Source organism: Streptomyces deserti, assembly GCF_054782695.1.
Genome location: NZ_BAAGRZ010000024.1, coordinates 1 through 16,387, shown reverse-complemented (window position 1 = coordinate 16,387; position 16,387 = coordinate 1). Strand labels below are relative to the sequence as shown.

Annotated in this window: 11 protein-coding genes; all 11 read right to left on the bottom strand. The window is 67.6% G+C overall.

Going from position 1 to position 16,387, the window contains the following annotated elements; genetic code table 11:
* The 11 genes from ACYVMZ_RS29440 to ACYVMZ_RS29390 all read right to left on the bottom strand — a co-directional run bounded on the left by ACYVMZ_RS29440 (position 1) and on the right by ACYVMZ_RS29390 (position 16,306).
* Positions 1 to 2,226: a hypothetical protein gene (locus ACYVMZ_RS29440; RefSeq protein WP_461084965.1), complete on the bottom strand. Its 2,226-nt coding sequence runs from the start codon at positions 2,224 to 2,226 to the stop codon at positions 1 to 3.
* A gap of 145 nt (positions 2,227 to 2,371) precedes the next feature.
* Positions 2,372 to 5,305: a DUF6603 domain-containing protein gene (locus tag ACYVMZ_RS29435; protein ID WP_461084963.1), complete on the bottom strand. Its 2,934-nt coding sequence runs from the start codon at positions 5,303 to 5,305 to the stop codon at positions 2,372 to 2,374.
* Between the two features lie 684 nt (positions 5,306 to 5,989).
* Positions 5,990 to 6,388, bottom strand: a complete 399-nt coding sequence (locus tag ACYVMZ_RS29430; protein ID WP_461084961.1) for a hypothetical protein — start codon at positions 6,386 to 6,388, stop codon at positions 5,990 to 5,992.
* The gene (locus ACYVMZ_RS29425) at positions 6,385 to 6,888 is read right to left on the bottom strand and encodes a hypothetical protein (RefSeq protein ID WP_461084959.1); all 504 of its coding nucleotides are present in this window, start codon (positions 6,886 to 6,888) and stop codon (positions 6,385 to 6,387) included. The genes ACYVMZ_RS29430 and ACYVMZ_RS29425 overlap by 4 nt, the downstream gene beginning before the upstream one ends.
* Before the next feature lie 273 nt (positions 6,889 to 7,161).
* Positions 7,162 to 8,256 (bottom strand): mannitol dehydrogenase family protein, encoded by a 1,095-nt coding sequence (locus ACYVMZ_RS29420; RefSeq protein ID WP_461084957.1) that lies wholly within the window; start codon positions 8,254 to 8,256, stop codon positions 7,162 to 7,164.
* A gap of 101 nt (positions 8,257 to 8,357) precedes the next feature.
* Positions 8,358 to 8,705 (bottom strand): hypothetical protein, encoded by a 348-nt coding sequence (locus ACYVMZ_RS29415; RefSeq protein WP_461084955.1) that lies wholly within the window; start codon positions 8,703 to 8,705, stop codon positions 8,358 to 8,360.
* A gap of 351 nt (positions 8,706 to 9,056) precedes the next feature.
* Positions 9,057 to 11,513, bottom strand: coding sequence for a site-specific integrase (locus ACYVMZ_RS29410; protein ID WP_461084953.1), 2,457 nt, complete (start codon positions 11,511 to 11,513; stop codon positions 9,057 to 9,059).
* The gene (locus tag ACYVMZ_RS29405) at positions 11,510 to 11,857 is read right to left on the bottom strand and encodes a helix-turn-helix domain-containing protein (RefSeq protein ID WP_461084951.1); all 348 of its coding nucleotides are present in this window, start codon (positions 11,855 to 11,857) and stop codon (positions 11,510 to 11,512) included. The genes ACYVMZ_RS29410 and ACYVMZ_RS29405 overlap by 4 nt, the downstream gene beginning before the upstream one ends.
* 14 nt (positions 11,858 to 11,871) lie before the next feature.
* On the bottom strand, positions 11,872 to 12,975 hold the full coding sequence (locus ACYVMZ_RS29400; RefSeq protein ID WP_461084949.1) for a tyrosine-type recombinase/integrase: 1,104 nt from the start codon (positions 12,973 to 12,975) through the stop codon (positions 11,872 to 11,874).
* 65 nt (positions 12,976 to 13,040) lie between these two features.
* Complete coding sequence (locus ACYVMZ_RS29395) at positions 13,041 to 14,696, bottom strand: hypothetical protein (RefSeq protein WP_461084947.1); 1,656 nt, start codon at positions 14,694 to 14,696, stop codon at positions 13,041 to 13,043.
* Positions 14,681 to 16,306: a hypothetical protein gene (locus ACYVMZ_RS29390; RefSeq protein ID WP_461084945.1), complete on the bottom strand. Its 1,626-nt coding sequence runs from the start codon at positions 16,304 to 16,306 to the stop codon at positions 14,681 to 14,683. The genes ACYVMZ_RS29395 and ACYVMZ_RS29390 overlap by 16 nt, the downstream gene beginning before the upstream one ends.
* Positions 16,307 to 16,387: the final 81 nt, after the last annotated feature.

Genomic DNA, 16,387 nt, shown 5'->3' with positions numbered 1-16,387 from the left:
TCAGGGACGGGGAGGACGGACGAAGGTCTGCAGTTGCGGGGCTCTGACCATCTGGAGGGCGAACTGCGCCGAGGAGAGCGCGGCGGTGTTGTGGGCCTGGGCCAGGGCCGGCAGCAGCGCGTCGCCGGTGCCGGCGACGTTGAGGACGTCGTATCCGCCGGGGCGCAGGAAGCGGCTGAAGCGGTCGTCGCCGGGCTCTTCGGGGAAGTCGCCCATGGGCATGCCGATGTCCGGTCCTGCGATCTTGCGCAGTTCGATGGTGCCCAGGTCACCGAAGCCGAAGTGGATCCCCTGCGGCGGCTCCGCGGCGGTGAAGGTGTCGCACACAGCCGGATACAGCAGCATCAGGATGTGCGTGCCGTAATGCGCGGTGCGCACCGGCTCGACAGGCGTGTTGCCGCGGAAGGCGGTGTAGATGGTTTCCTGCCAGCCCTCGACCAGATCGGAGTGGATCAGGACCCCGCTGGCAGGAGCGGGCCGCACACCACGGGCCAGCTGGTTCAGGTCGGCATCGAAACCGTGGCCGACGCCGATGCTCAGCGCCCCGTCGGTGGCTGCTTGCACCCAGCCGGGGTCGACGTGGAAGAAGCGGATGCTTTCCACGGGGAGCATCCGCTCATCCGGGACGAGGTGTTCGAAGGGGATCATCTCCAGCAGTGCCAGCCGGTCCAGCCACGCGACCACCGGGTCCAGTTCCTCACTGGTCGCCGTGCGCAGCACCTCACGCACCTCGCCTCGCGCCAGCGCGGTGTGCAAGGTGCCCGCGGTCAGTGCTCCGGCCGGGGAGGAGCGGGGTGCGGGGGCGTGCCGGCGGCCGGCGGCCACATCGGCGCCGGCCCCGCTCAGCGCTTGGAACAGCCGCGAGGTCCGGCCGTCGGCGCGGCCGTCGGTCTCACCGTCGGTGAGGAGTTCGTCGAAGGCGTCGCGGGATAGGTCGGCGGTGAGCTGGGAGGCGGTGGCCGCGGTGAGTGCCCGCCCGGACAGCCGCGGGTGGGCCAGCAGGCGGCGGGCAGCGGCGCGGGCGGCCTTGCGCCAGGCCAGCAACTGACTGCGGAACTCGGGGTCGGCCAGCGCTAGGGCCCGCCCCAGCGCGAACGCCGAGGCATACCCGGTGTCATAGACGCCGTATGCCTCCAGGTAGACCAGTGCCTCGTCGACCGACTCCCGCCGTACCTCGCCTGCCGGGTCCGGCAGCGGCTGTGCGGGGGCCGCGGTCAGTGGCCCGCGGTAGAAGGCGGCGGTGCGCTCCCCGGATTCCAGGCGCTGCGGCAGGGCGGTGGCGCCGGTGCAGATCCGCTCCAGTGCTGCGCTCTGTGCCGGGGAGGGGCTGGCGGGGGTGTCGACGGGCAGGCGTAGCAGCGGGTCGGGGTCGGCGGCCAGGTTCGCCACCAGGTCACCGAAGCCGGTGCCGTGGTCGGGGTCGGACTCGAAGCTCCAGCAGCGCAGCGACACCAGCCGCACCCCGTCGGCCGGCACGACAGCCCCTGGAGCCAGGAGGTCTTCGTGCCCGTCGAAGGAGACCAGGTGGGCCACGTGCATCCCGCCGGCCACGTCGGGGAAGCGGTTGGCGACCACCACCGCTTTGAGCTGTTCCTCGTCCGGGGGCGGGGTGGCGCCGCGGGTGGCGTCCGGCGGGCCGCCCTCGCGTACGTGCGCCAGTGCTGCCATCTCCTGCGGCAGCGGGACGACGGCAGTGAACAGTTCCCTGGGCACGACGATGGTGCCGCAGACCAGATCCACCTCGTCCTCGAACAGCCACTGCGGGTCGATCTGCGGCGGGCGGCCTGGCAGCGTCTGCCCGTTGTCCCAGCGCCCGGCCAGCAGTTCATGCACCATGCACGCGTCGACCTGGCCGATGGCCTGCGGGTCGACGTCCAGTTCGCCTTCGCGGAAGACCAGCAACGCCAGCCACGGCACCGCCCGCTCCTGCCCGTCCAGGGGGCGCAGCCACGGCACGCCGGGGGTGGTGAGCGTGATGTGCGGCAGGACCTGGCTGTACAGGCCCGTTGAGCCCGGCAGGGGGTAGCAGGCGTGGACGTCGTCCCCGGCGATCTGGAAGCGGGGGCCGCGCACATCGAACCGCTGGGTGCGGGGCGGCAGCCCGTCGGCGGTGCTCAGGCCGCTGATGGACTGCTCGGTGGTGATGGTGTATTTGCCCGAGTACAGCGCGGGGACGCGCTGGTCGAAGAACCGGGTCCGGTGCTGGACCGGTGGTGTGGACGGCACGGCGAAAACACACTCCTGGGGTGGTCGGACGTCCCGCAAGGGGGTGTCTGGGCGACTGCCTCGCGGCGATGGGCCGTTGGTGGCCGGTGATCGGCGGCGCCGTGGCGGGCCCATGGCACGGGGCCGCCACGGCAGGGGGGCGGGGTCAGGCCGGGATGAGCATGGGATCAGCGGTGAATGCCGTCTCGGCCGCCGTCTTGTGCGCCGACAAGTCCCCGTCCACCTGGCCGAGGTTCAGGCCGAACCCGGCCAGCGCCTGGACCAGCTCGGCGCGGTCGCGGGTCTGCTCCTGGGCCGCGACCGTCCGCGCGATCGTGCCGATCACCCCGCCCGGGCGCTGCGGGGTGGGCCCGGCCGGCCCGGCGGACGGATCCAGCGGCTGGACGCCGTCCCGGGGCATCGGGTCGAAGGCGAAGGCTTCCTCGGTGATGTAGCCGGTGTCGTTGCCGTAATCCGGTCCCGGCGAGCTGAGTGTGGCCCCGGTCAGCTGCCGGGGGATGACCTGCTCGCCTGGTGCGGGCAGCGCGTCGCCGGCCCCGGTGCCCCACAGGGCCTGCGGTACCGAAGCGGTGGTCCGCGCCCGGTCCCAGGCCGCGAGGTCCACCTGCCCGCTCTCACGTGCGAGGGAGATGCGCTGGGTGCTGGTCAGGCCGGTCTTGTGCATTGGGCGGATGTTGAGGGTGCTCCCGGTTTCCGCCGGGCTGCCGCCGGTTCGGGTCAGGTACAGCTCGGTGACCGGGACCGCGGAGTCGGTGGAGAAGGTGAAGCCGGCGGAGGAGACTTGCCACGCCTGCTCATCGTCACTGCCGCGGGTTTGCCCGTCCGGCGCCTGCGGGCGGTCGGCGAGCAGTCCGGCACCGGGCAGGACCCGCACCGCGGTTTCCGGCGGCGGCAGCATCGTGCGGAAGTCCGCCCAGCCCAGCGGGTTGTCGTCCGGTTCGGGGTCCTTGCCGAAGTGGACGGTGAAGGAGATGAACCACAGGTGGATCTTGGCCCTGCCACCGGTCGGCGGCCCCCATACGTTCAGTGAGACCCCGACCTCCACCGTGATCGTGATCTTGACGAACAGGACCTTGACGCGGGCCTGCACTCCCACCGAGACCCGCATACCGACATCGAAGTAGAACGGCTTCCACCGGATCAGCGCATCGACCTTCGCCGTCAGCCACGCGCGCACCGCCCCGGAGTGGAACCGCACCTCCAGCGCCCCGCCGGCCATCACCGCCGCCGGGGTAAACGCCAGATAGGCGCTGCCGGAGACGGTCACTGTGCCGGACAGGTCCCAGTCGAACCCCAGCCGCGGCACGTTCGGGTAATGGGCGGGCCTGCGGTAGTTGTGGTGGTAGCCGCCGGCGGTGACGACGAAATCGCCCTGGTTCGGGTTGGACCCGAACCATGTTTTGAACGCCACCCCGCCCCGCAGCTTGCAGTTCGGGTCCAGGACGAAAGAGTTCGGGGTCAGCGCGGCGGACAGGCTCAGCTCGCCCGCCTTCGGCTTCAGCAACGCCTCCAGCCCGATCTCCGCGTGCGCGTACTTCCGTCGTCCCGCCTCCTTGGGGAAACTCATCCCGGCCACGCCCAGCAGCCCCAGTGTCAGGTCCGCGCCGGTCTGCAGGACGAGCATCGCCCGTCCGTCCAGCCGCTCGGCGACTGTGAACGCCAGCCCCGCCGCGATCCACAGTGGATCGTCACTACCGCGGGCCGGGGTGACCCACGGCGTATTACCCCCGATGAGGGTGTCCAGCACCGCCAGCGGATCCGCGGTCCCGTCCGGCCTCGCACCGATCGAGCGCGGATCGTCCAGAGCCTTGATGAACGGGAAATCGGGGACGTTGTGTGCCCCGTCTGGCAGCCGCAGGTTGCTGCGCCACCCCATCCCTGCGGCGATCCCGCGGACCTGGAACGGCGGCGGCCCGATCCCCTTCTCGGCGCTCAGCGCACCGAACGCGAAGAACGACGGCCGCGCCCCGGCGCCTGGGATGTAGGCGGCGGCGATCGCGGTGCCGGTCATCGCTCCGGTGTCCACCAGCAGTACCCCGCCCACCGCCAGGGTGTAGGGCTGGTGCGCCTTCCGGATCGCAAGACCACCACTGATGAGCAACGGAGGCTTGTCGTACGTGATCGTCTTCGACTTGCCGTCCGCGAGATTGCCGAAGTCGAGGAACCCCCGCAGCGCCACCTCGTCGGTCACGCCGCCGAGCATGAAGCCGGCCCGGCGGCCCCGTCCGGCCAGGGCACCTGGTGCCAGGACGACGTACCCGTCGTCGGTCGCCACCGCATGGGGGACACGCCGGATCCCCACCCGCCGCACCCCCGACGGCTCAGCGCCCCCACGGGCAACCGGCAGGGGGCGGCCCAGACCGTCGCGGCGTGACGGGTCCGTCTCCCGCCGCGCCTGGTCAGGACGTACCGGAACCCACGCCGAGCCACCCCTCCCGCTCGCATCGGGCAGGACGAGCCAGGCCCCCGCCGCAAGGCCATCCGCAGGCAGAACGGACGGGGCCACCGTCGTGACGTCACTCGCCTCCAGCAAGACGGCCACCTGTGCAGCCGTCAGGTCCTGGTCGGTGCACAGGGTGTGCCAGGCATCGCCCGAGGCGACCAGCAGCCTGCCGGTGTCCGGCCGGCACACCACCGTGATCCGCCCGTGCTCACCCTCACCCACCACGACCGTGGTGCCGTCCGACTGCTGCCACACCAGCCGGGAAACGACAGCCGTCCGGGGCAGGCACGGCACGTCGATTCCCAGCCCACGGCCCAGCAACTCACCGGCCACGCCCGGCGCCGGCAGCTCGACCGACAGCCGGGCCCCAGTGACGGCATCACCGCCGTCGTGCTCGAAAATCACCTCAACAGGCACCGCGGCGTCCGCCAGTGCGGTGCGCGCCGAACCGGCGAACGCCAGAGCGTCGGCGTCGCCCTTCTCCCACACCGCACGCAGTACTCCGTCGGCGAATACCGGCCGGAACCCCTCACCGTCACCGAGGAGCTCACCGGGCACCTCCACCATGTGCCCCGGGCCGGAGCCGTCTCCGTTCCCGCGCAGCCGCTCCCGCAGCTGGTTCACCTGGACCGTCACTGAATTCCACGCCTCCTCGACACGGCATCCGCACAGGCAGGACTGCCTCGACGGAGCGACGCGAGCACAATTGGGTAGGACAAAGGCCAACGAACAAGGCGGCGCCCGGGCGCGGAACATCAGCAGGCTGGTCGGACGCCAAGCAGCCACGGCCGCGCATCCTTGCCACCTCCCCGAGCCCGGTACGCCTGTTGTGCACGACCGGGATATGCATGGGTGGCGTGGACGCCGGCATGCGGATGCCTAAGAGGTGGGCAGGGGCCTGGGCCCAGCGCTAAGGCGGCGCAGGTCCCGGGCACGGACACCGTTCGCGGGCAACGGGGGTGGAACAACGGATAGACCACCCCCAGTGGCACGATGACCAGAGAGCGATTTGGACGTCACGAAGCGTAGCAATCGATGTGGTCAAACTGTCTCGCCCATATGGAAATGGCCTGAAACCGTTCCGGATTGGACCTGTGTCTCCTGGACCTGGGTGCGCCGCGACGCCCCCGCCCTGCTCAGGAGACCTGGCCACGAACCTGGCTCGGAACCGCGAACCGGGACGGGAACGGCTGATCGACCCGATTCCGACACCGGTTATCCGTGCCGGAAGCCGCAAGGGCCGTGGCGCGGCGCAGCCCTGCCACGATGTCGCGTTTTTCGCCGACGTTCGGGGCGCCCGCCGTCACTCCGGTCGAGGGGTCACCTGGTCCTGGGGCGGATCGGCGTGATGCTGCGGGCCTCCTCCAGGTCCTCCAGCAGTGCGGCGTTGAGCAGAGCAAGGCGCTGGATCTCCGCAGCGGCCAGACGCAGGTGGGCCTGTTGCTCGCTGTTGCGGCGCTTGAGCCGGGCGTTGCGCGCCACGAGCTTGTCGTACGCCGTGGTCCGCTCGCCCCGGTCGGCCGGCGCGGTGGAGCGGGCCTGACCGATCTCGCGGGTGATGTCGGGGAAGTGACGGCGGAAGGTGGTGTTACTCATGGAGAACTGCCGGGCCAGGGCGAGCACGCTAGGACGCTGCCCTGTCTCCTCCGCCCGGCGCAGCAGCTCCTCCAGAGCCTGACGAACCCGGCGTTCGCTGACGAAGCCGCTCGGCGTGGTCACGGATTCGTCCCTTCGGGGGCGTTGGCGCGGAGGAAGCCGACGATTTCTTGGCGACGGGCGTGCAGCATCCGTTCCCGAAGCGGCGGCAGCGCCGGCTGGGTGGCAAGCCGACGGTCGATGCGGTCGACTGCGCGGAGCCAGGCGTCGATGTTGGCGCGGGAGAGGGTGACGTTGCGGCAGGCGAGCGGCTTGCAGCCACCGTGGTCGGGGAGCTGCTCGGAGCGCCCTCGCCGTGCTTTCTCGCACAGGGCCTTGGGGTGGTCGTGTACGCAGGTGATGAACTCACCGGGGTAGATGGCAGGGTCGTGACGCTTCAGGATGCGCTTGAGCCGCTGGTCGTCGTCGACGATGACCCGGCCCTGGAAGCGTGCCCGATGGCCGAAGCCCTGCAGCCGTCGCTCTGCTTCGTCGGCGGCCGGGCCTGCGAGGTCCTCGTGCTCATGGGCATCGATCATGGTCATGTAGTGCTCGCCGCGGGCCAGGGCCTGTTCGCTCTCCACCTCGGCGCGGAACCCTGAGTCGCTGGTGCCTAACGGTGGAGTCGGGTATTGCAACCCTCGGAATGGGTAGGGGCTCCGTGAGCCGGATGGCGAGCTTACGGAACCGTTCGTCCTGACCCATCTGCTGATCGGGAGGCCGGGCTGGCCGCAGGAAGAAGCCACGACGGGGCCGGCGGGCGAGAACGGTGTGGCGGCGGCCAGTGGGTCAGGCAGGGTGACCGGGACGACACCGTGGCAGCTGCGGACAGTTCCATCGACCACCTCATGCACAGGTCACAGCGCCTGGTCGCTCACCGGCCGATCAGCAGCGGGAGCCGGATCCAGGCTCGGATCAACGTAGTCGCCGACATAAATCAGCCAGAGCAATGTTCGCAACGCCCAATGAAGGTATTCCGGACATTCGCGCCGAGCCCTTCGGAAAGATTCGGAGGGTTCCAGTATGCGCTCATATGCGGCGTGCAGTAGGGGCTCCAACCTGTCCGGGTGGAGTCGCTTAACAACCCTGTGTGTTTCGGTATAGAAAGAAGAGAATCGGCGGTAAACTACGTCCACAAAATCAGCAAGCTCGCTGGGGTCAAGCTGATACCAGTAGGCGTAGGCGTCAGCACACTCCGCCAGGACGCCTCTGAAGAACGGCTGCCCACCTTCGGGATCAGAAGCGAATTCGTGCAACAACGCTCGACGTCGCCTATGCGCCATCAGGCCAAGCGCGAAATGGGGGCCATTTACCAGCCACCGCTTCTTTCGGGCCTCGGACTCCAAGTCATCAACGAATGAGATGTTGGCGATGGCGGGTGCCAGAATCCGCTCCAGTTCCTCTGTCCAAGGCGTTCTCCTCTCAATCACCCAGCTACCATACTCTTCGGTTTCGACTCGGACGGAGCCATGCTCGACACTCGAATTATTGCAGAGCCGGTCAACTACGCACGGAAGAAAATGTATATTCTCTCCGAAGTGTCCCTGCTCTAGTTTCTGGTAGAATCGCCCCACGATATTTTCGCAGGCGATAACGTAGAGAGGCTCAGGGTGACCCGCTGAAACCCGCTCAGAGAGCAGGTCTCTTATCCGCTCGACTTGACCCTCAAGGCCGTTTTCTGTGAGTGCTGTAGTTAGCAGAACCGGCCCTGGCTGGGTGATGAGAACTCGGATTTCTTCCGCTTGCTCAAGGCTGAGCGCCCCCGATATGTCTACCTGTTGCGACTCTCCACCTGGCTTTACGTCCCTAAAGTAGAAGCGCTTGTCCCGAAGAGCATCGAGCTTGTGGCCGTCGCGTTGAAGTACGAACGCGTCCGTGCCCCGTAGTTTTGCGGTAAGCGCAACGACTAGCCCAAGCCCGAGTCCGCCTGCTCCCATGTGGAGGTGTTTCATAGAATCTACCTCCTGTGCCGGGCAGGGCACCTGTACTTACTCAAGCGAGAAGAGAATACTCAAACCCGCGATTGAGTAACTACGCCTCGAAAGCGAAGAGTCTACGGCTCCACCAGAGGTGGCATCCTCCGAATGGAATCGATGTTCTCGCGTATCGACTGGACGGCATGGGAACACTGAGAACAGTTTGTGTCCAAATGCCGCACCACAGCATGCTTGCGCACCGAGTCGAGTTCGACGCCGCGTGCAAAGGCAGACAAGACATCAGGAGTCGGATGGCTGTCAATATCGGGACCGGAGGTGAAGTATTTCTCTTCCACCTCTCCGGCCTTGGGGAGCTGACCCGCAAGGCCAGCAGGGGTTGGATGCGTAACCCTTTCCCAGGTCTTCTTAACCCTAGATGTTGCCATTCCTTTTACCTCCCGCTTCCAGCGGGTCAGGGTAGCCATTACTCGGATCCCACGCTCCCTATTTGACAAAATACCTCCTCTGTGGCGCTGTGCGCAAAATGATCTCCAGCGGGCGCGCGGGGCTGCACCTCACTGAAGATCTGCTAGGCAACGATTGGCAACCCTTGGGGCGAGTTGCTACCGGACGTCGACACTCTTCCGCAAGGGGCTGGGGCTGTGAGATTGGTTGCGCTCGGGGCGTCTATCGAAGGACGCCAGTCCATCGCGAGTTCTCCAGAGGAAAATGATATTGAGTCGACGGGCAGGCGCGTTTGACGCGGTATCACTTTGGAGTTTCAACTCCGCTGGAAATTGGGTGCATTCGCACAGTACGAAACCTAGTTTGGTCGACTACTCATCTGAATCCCCGGACGGTATGGGGGTCCGGAACAATATGGTCCGCTGGCTGGTGCGTCGGCTCACGTCAGCGGCATAGGCCGCCCAGTCGCCGGCTGATGCTTGCTGCCACTGGACGGCGACTTTGATGTGGACGCCGAGCATCCGGGCGAGGATCGCTGCGGGGAGCTCGGTGGCGAGGGTGAACAGCGCGGTGGATCGGTCCTGTTTGGGCCGGATTCCGATGCGGTGAAGGCGCTTGCTGATCTGGCTGTCGGTGAGAGGGCGCCCCGGGTGGCCACCCGGAAACAGCCAGGGGACGTCGTCGGGGGTGCCGATCTTCGCCTTCCCACGGCGGGTCGCGACGAGATCGCGGACCAGGCTGGCCAGCGGTGCAGGGAGAACGACCGGCGATGTGCCGAACGCGATCGCGACGGTGTCACCGTCGATGTTGATGTCGTCGACGGTGAGTTGGCTGATGGTGGCGATCTTCTGCGCGTAGAGGATCAGCAGCAGTCCAGCGACGCGGTCCGGGGTCGGCAGTGTGTCGTCGTTGAGCAGGCGGCGGGCGTCGGCCCACCGTTTCTCGCTGTCGATGGTGCTGAGCGGGCCGGTCCAGCGGACGGTGCCGTAGGTCAGGTCGCGGGCATGTCGGTGCTGTACCGCCCATCGGACGAAGTGGCCGGTCTCGTCGCGATAGCTGACCGTGGCGTCGGCCATCCACCGTTCCAGATCCGTCTGGGTGCAGGTCCCCATCGTGAGCCCTTCACCGGTAAGCCAGGTGAGGAAGTTGTCGGCTGCGGTGACGTGGCAGCGCACGTTCAGATCCTGAAGACGAGTCGTATGGTCTTCGCCGAGGCGGCGACGGAGCCGGCGCATGTGGTGCCAGACCGCGTAGCCGTGCAGGATCCGGCGCTCGGCGAGATCGGTGCGGGAGTGGACGGTCTCGGTGATCCATTTCTCCAAGGCAAGAAGCCGTTCGTCGCGGGGCGGGAGGGCACCGGTCGCGACCAGGACACTGCGCAGGTGGGCCAGCACTTTGCCCGGAGGTAATTCATCGAGGACCTCGTGGGTGACGGGCCGCTCGTCGCGTCCTATGTGTTCCAGGAGGTCCCGGGCCTTCGAGCGGGCGATCCAGGCGATGGCGACGTCAGGGCGTTCGGCGCTCGTCAATGCTTCGTGGAACGGGACGAGTTCGGGCCGGATGGCGCCGGTGGTGTCGCCGAGGAGGTCGCGTACTTGCTGGTCGAGGAGGCATCGCTGGCAGGGGCGGGGGCTGAGCTGCCAGGTGGTGGTGCAGACCGGGCAGCGGCCCCAGAAGTCCGGGTCGGGGTTGGTGCACTTCGCGCACAAGGGCGCCTCCCAGGTGCCGCCGCGGGCCTGGGCGACGGTCCCGCAGCCGTTGCAGGTCACCCATCGGTGCTGGCATCGCTCGCACCATGGCTGGCCGGTGGCCCTAGACAGCTCGCAGAGCGTCGTCCTCCCGCAGATGCCGCACTCCGCGGTCAGCCTCGGGCGGCAGTTGTTGCAGCGCGGGCCGTCGGGCAGCCGGTTCGCGACGGGCATGCGTCGGCCGCAGCCGACGCACTCCTCCAGGTTCGCTGGCTGTCTGATCATGCAGTTCGGACACAACGGTCGGCCCTGGGAGTCGCGGGTGGCGGGCTCACGAACGGCTCCGCAGCCGAAGCAGGGGATAGCCGCGTGGTGGGCGAAGCAGGCCCGGCAGATCCGCTTGCCCTCCAGCAGTTTGGACAGCGCCTTCACTCCCTGGCAGCGCGGGCAGGCAGGCCGGACGACCTTGGTCGCCCCGGCCGCGACGAGCTCGTTGATGAACCGCAGGGCAGCTGGGGTGGGGGCTTCGTAACCGGCGCCGGTCAGCAGCTCGGGTCGGGCGACGACGGCCCAGGCCAGGCGGCGCTGTCCGGCAGGCCGGACGGTGGCTCGTCCGAGCGCGGCCAGGACCCCGGCGGTGTCTAGGGCAGGATCCAGGCGAGTGACGAGCTCGGTGAGTTCTTGGAGCGGGTCTCCGTCAGTGTCGGGGCAGTTCGCGCATCGGGGCTCGCCGTTGCGGTCTCGGCTGGTGACGCGTCGTTCTTCGTGGCAGCTTGCGCATACGGCTGGCTTGTCGAAGCAGGGCGAGCACCCCCACCGTCCTCCGGTGCTGCTGCCGACGTAGCGGCATGCGCGGCCGCACTCGCCGCAGCGGGGCAGTGCGACGTCCCGGGCGCCGGCGTCGTGTAGGGCCATCAGCAGTTTCGCGACGCAGTAGGGCGCCGGCGGCTGCCCAGTCCGCAGGAGCGACGGGTCGTCGTGCAGGGCCTGGGCGAGGCTGCGGCGGCCGGCTCGTGCGCGTACGACCATGCAGACGATGGCGCGGATGTGAGCGGCATCCAGATGCTTCTCGACATTGCCGACGAGTCGCACCACCAGGCCGACCGGGTCCGCGAGGACTTCCTCGGCAAGACCGGTCACCGGTCAACTCCGGTGATCCGGGCGCGCTTTGGCCGCAAGTCACCGACACCGTCGGAGACCGCGATCCCGCCAGCGGCGGCCTTCTTCGGTTTCGTCGCGGCGCCGGCCCCGATGATGGGCTCGATGAGGTCGTCCATGGAGCAGTCGAGGATGTCTAGCAAGGCCATGAGGATCTTCAGGCTGAGTCGCTCGGGTCGCTCGACGACGAGCCGGTAGACCTGGCTCGTGGACAGTACGATGCCGCGTTCCTTCAACGCTGGCAGCAGGTCTGTGGTGGAGAACATCCCGCGGTCCGCCATGACCTTGCGCAGGTGCCAGCGGTAGTCGAGCTTGCCGACCATCATCGGGTCCTTCCTCGTCAGGCTCCGGCGAAGGCGGGTGCCAGGGCCTTGGTCAGGGCAGTGTTCATGAAGTCGTCGCTGACGTGCGTGTAGATGGCGGTGGAGCTGTCGCACTCATGGCCGACCTGCTGCTGAATGAAGCGCCGGTCGACCCCATCCTCGGTCAGATGCGTGACGTAAGAATGGCGAATTGAGTGCGGAACTAACCCTTTTGGGAGCTTTAGGGCATCTCGATATGCCTCGAACCGGTCGTTGATGGAGCTGGGCTGGAGGCGTCCCCCGCGTTCAGTGATCCATAGGGCCGGGTGATCGGGGAATCCGAAGCGCGGCCGGACGTTCTCGACGTAGTCCTCGACCGCCTCGACAGCCCAGTCCATCACCGATAGCACGTTCCTCCGCCGCGGCGGCTGGCCCTTCTTCGCCTTGCCATAGCGGACATTGAGCGTGCCGTACCGGCCGAACTGGCGGGCCTTCGGGTTCCGCCCGAAATCGACAACATCCAGCTTGGACGTCTCGGTGCGGCGAAGTCCCCACCCGTAGATGACCTTGAAGAGTGTGGCGTCTCGGTAGGCGGCAAGAGCGCCTTTTCGCTTGGACTTCACGGCGCGGGCGACCTGGTCGTCGGCGTAGTCGAGGAATCGCTGCAGCTCTTCCCGCGTGAACGGTCGCGCCTCCGGGTCGCCTTCGTAGTCCTGCAGGTGAGGGAGGGTATTCCACTCATGGCAGATCGCCACCGGATGAGCGCCGAAGGCTTCTTCACAGGCCGGGCCCCAACCGTATCGACCGTCGATGAGGAACTCGCTGAACAGACGGATGTCGCCCTGGTAGCTGCGGATCGTGGACGGCGCAAGATGCTTCTCACCGGTCAACGAGGCCGACCACTCGTCTATGTGGGCCGGCGTCCACTGCCATGGGTACTCGTTCGCGAACTCGAGGAACCGGCGGACCAACCGCTCCCGCGGGCGGATCGTCTCATCTTTCAGTCCCCGGGACTTCTGCTGAGCCCGCCATCCCCGCATCATCGCGTCGAACATCGCGTCCTCGGGACGCAGCTGGACCACCCCGGAGACAAGCTCCAGATGAGCCGCCCCCGCTAGGGCCACCTTCTGCTGATGCACCACTCCAGACCATCCCTTCTGGCGGGCAGATCATGCATCAGACGGGATCACTTCGGCAACATGCCTGCTCAGGCGGCTAGTCCGTAGTAACGTTTGAGTCCATCGGGTCGTCGCTCTGAACTTGCGACCTGCGGTTTCTCGCCCATCTGATGCAATTCCGGAGGGTCCGCGTACCCCTCGAACATCTGGATTGAGTGATGCCGGAATTGAAGAGCACCGGCCACTGCACCTCCCGGCCGGCGGGCGATGTACCAGGCCAGGGTGCGTCGGAACTGCCGCGTGTGAAGGTGCCAGGCCCGCCCGTCGACGTCCGGAATGCCGTCGTCGCGGCCGTGGAGGACGCAATGGTCGTTGACCCAGGTGATGAACTGCCGCAGGCGGGAGTTGGTGAGGGTGCTGCGGCTCACCTCAGTGGCAGACGGCCGGCTACCGGGGTGGGGCAGGGTGAACAGCAGATCGACCGAGGGCGGGTGGATCGCTTCCAAAACCGTGATGGCACGGGTGACCGGTTCTCCGACGTGCCAGGTGGCGGGAACGCCGTCGGTATCGTCCTCGCCTTTGAACGCCAGACTGTTGACCTTCCAGCGATAGGGGTGCCCGGCTTCGTCGAGCTCGACCTGCACACAGCCGCGCCGCAGGTGCTTGACCTCAGCGTCACGCATCCCGCTCAGATAGGCGATGACGATGTAGCAGGCGCTTTGCAGCAATCTCAGCAACAGCCGCACACTGGTGTGCAGCCCCTTGTTGACATAGATTCGCTCCGTCCAGGGGCGGTCATCGAGCTGGGCACGAATGGGCACGTCCACGGGAGTGCCTTCGTCCAGCCCGACGACCTGAACGGCTTGGTCGATCAAATCCTGGTAGCGGTGGGACAGCCCCTTTGCTCCGCAGTTGATCTCGGCGGCGAGAGCCTCAAGGTGCACCTGGTCAAAGCGCGTGGCCGGCAACGGCCTGCCCTGTTGGACATAGCTGTCGAGCAGACGCACGAGCCGCTGCCGGACCGTACGGTTGCCGCAGTGGCGAGGCGGACGCCGGTCCGGTGCCTGCCAGCGCGCGGAAGCAGCGAGAATGTCAGGCGCAAAGCAGTCGATGAACCGCACCGCCCACACGTACAGGGGGCCCATGACCTCCTCGGGCACGCGGTCCGTGCTGTTCTCATGGCGCCGTCGCTGACTTTCGCTCCATCCCTCGGCATGCCGGGGATCGAACATCAGCCGGTCCGCCGCCAGTTGGCTGCGCCACCGCCACAGCAGTCGTACGGCCGACCGGCTGTGCGATCGCGTGGTGTGCTTGGTCGGCAGGCTCGCCAGCAGATACTTCTGATACGCGGTGAGATCCTCGCCACCCAGGCTCTCCAGCCGACGGAAGCGTTCCTGTGGCTGCTTCTCGAGCCAGTTGCAGAACCGGACGATCTCCTTGAAGTACAAGCGCAGTCCGGCAAGGGCAGGGCGGTCCTCGCCCGGCGGCAGCGGGCCCGCCAACAACCCGTAGAAGAGCTCCTTGGCAACGATCAGGAACCGCTTGGGCACGAGGTTGAAGTTCAGGATGCCGACGTCCTGGTGCGCCTGGGGCGCGGCCGGGGCCAGCCGCCAGACCATGTCATGGAACCGGGCGGTATCCTTCAGGCGGCGGCCGGGCCGCAGCTTGCAGGACCGCAGCACATACCGGCGGTCGAACCGGTGCGGGGGACCAGTACTGACGGTGGCGACTAAGGTTCGTCCCACGGATTCTCCACCAGCTCCAGGATCATGTCGGCCGACTTCTCCCGCTCCGCCGCGGCACGCTCCTGCGGAGTGAACTTCGTGAGGATGTCGCGCCGGATCGCCGCCCACGCGGGGCCGTACCTCTCCCACCAGGCGTCCTCGGACAGCATGATGCGCCGGGCGTTGAGCGCGTCGAGCAGTTCCAGCAGGCGCGGCAGGTGTGCTCTGGTGACCAGGCAGTTGCCGCAATGGAAGCAATCCAGGAAGGTGATCTGGCATTCCTCCCCGGTGAGCGGATGATGGTCGTGGTCGGTGCAGCTGGTCCATCCGGTGTCCAGGTCTCCGGCCACCGCCAGCTTGGCGGTCTTAGCGTCGAGCCCGGCTTCGACCAGTGTGTGGGCGGAGACCGGCCCGGGCACGACGCGCAGCGCACCGCCGGCCGCGTTCAGCGCCCGCTGGTGAGAGGCGATCGCCGCTTGTTCCGCGTCGTCCAGGGCTTCGGCCATCACCTCCGATGCCCAGGCCGTAATGACCGGATCGCCGCTGAGGTAGTGCCTGAAGAGGACCTGCATGGTGTTGCTGCGGGCTGCCGACGGCAGGTGCCCGCCCAGATGCTTGGTTCTGCGCACGTCCATGCTCGTCTTGATCCGGTTGAAGGAGAGGTCCAGTGCGACCGGCTTCTTCCCCGGTGCGGGATCGGCCCACAGCTTCTTGTCGCGTGCCCATCCGTTCAGCCGGAGGTCGGGGCCGCGCAGGTCCTCCTGAAACGGGGCGACGTGCTCCGGAGCATCGGCATTTTGGCGGTCGGTCCAGATACACAGAGCCAGCGGCGAGTTGCAACGTGCGCGGCTACGGGCTGTGAGCTCCAGCAGCAGGAGATACATCCCGCCCGGGTAGTGCAGCTCGCGTCCCGGCGGACCGATCTCCCAGGTGACCCTCTCGTGCCAGCGCCGCGCACCGCGGCGGCGTTTGACGATGGTGAGCTCGACCGCGCGCCCCTCCAGGACGCGGTGCTTGACCGGCAGTTCCTTGACCGTCTCCCCGTTGCGGTGCGCAAGGGCGGCCATCAGCATCATCAGCGGGGCGAGATCCTCACGGGTCAGGAAGAGATGTGCGGCCATCGCCCGCCGATACGGCCTGAGCTCGCTGGTGTGCAGCCTCGGCCGCGGCGGACCGCCCGCGCCATCCATCTCAGCCAGGACCGCGCCGAGTGCCCGCTCGTCCATGCTGAGCGCGTCCGGCGTGGTGCCGTACCGCTGCAGCAGGTCCTCACCTGCCCGGATCCGGCGCCGGATGGCCAGGCACGCGGACCGCAGAGCAGCCATCAGCCGTGCCAGCTCGCCGTCGGAGTACCCGGGCGCACCGCCCGCCTGCCCCGCGCGGGAGAGCCGCACGTCGAAGGCGTTCCACGCGGCCTCGGTCAGCTGTGACCTGACCGATTCCCCTTCGAACAGCAGACGCAGGTCGCCCAGATCCCGCTGGGCGATCTTGCTGTCGGGGCGCTCCCGGAAGGCTTTGACGTGCGCGGCAGTGAGCGTTTTCCAACCTGTCTGCTGAGCACGGCCGTTGAGTATGCGGGCGGTGCGCAGATGTAGAGAAGCTCCTGGTAGACGGGTGGGTGTCGAGTCCAAGCCGTCCTGCCAGGAGCTTCCGCGTGCTTGTCTACCCAGCTGGCGCCGATCTGTCCACCTCAGCCCTGCGCTTCCTCGCCA

Excerpts from the sequence above, each read along its gene's own strand:
- ACYVMZ_RS29420 (WP_461084957.1), bottom strand. The coding sequence starts at position 8,256 with ATGAAACACCTCCACATGGGAGCAGGCGGACTCGGGCTTGGGCTAGTC.
- ACYVMZ_RS29415 (WP_461084955.1), bottom strand. The coding sequence starts at position 8,705 with ATGGCTACCCTGACCCGCTGGAAGCGGGAGGTAAAAGGAATGGCAACA.
- ACYVMZ_RS29405 (WP_461084951.1), bottom strand. The coding sequence starts at position 11,857 with ATGATGGTCGGCAAGCTCGACTACCGCTGGCACCTGCGCAAGGTCATG.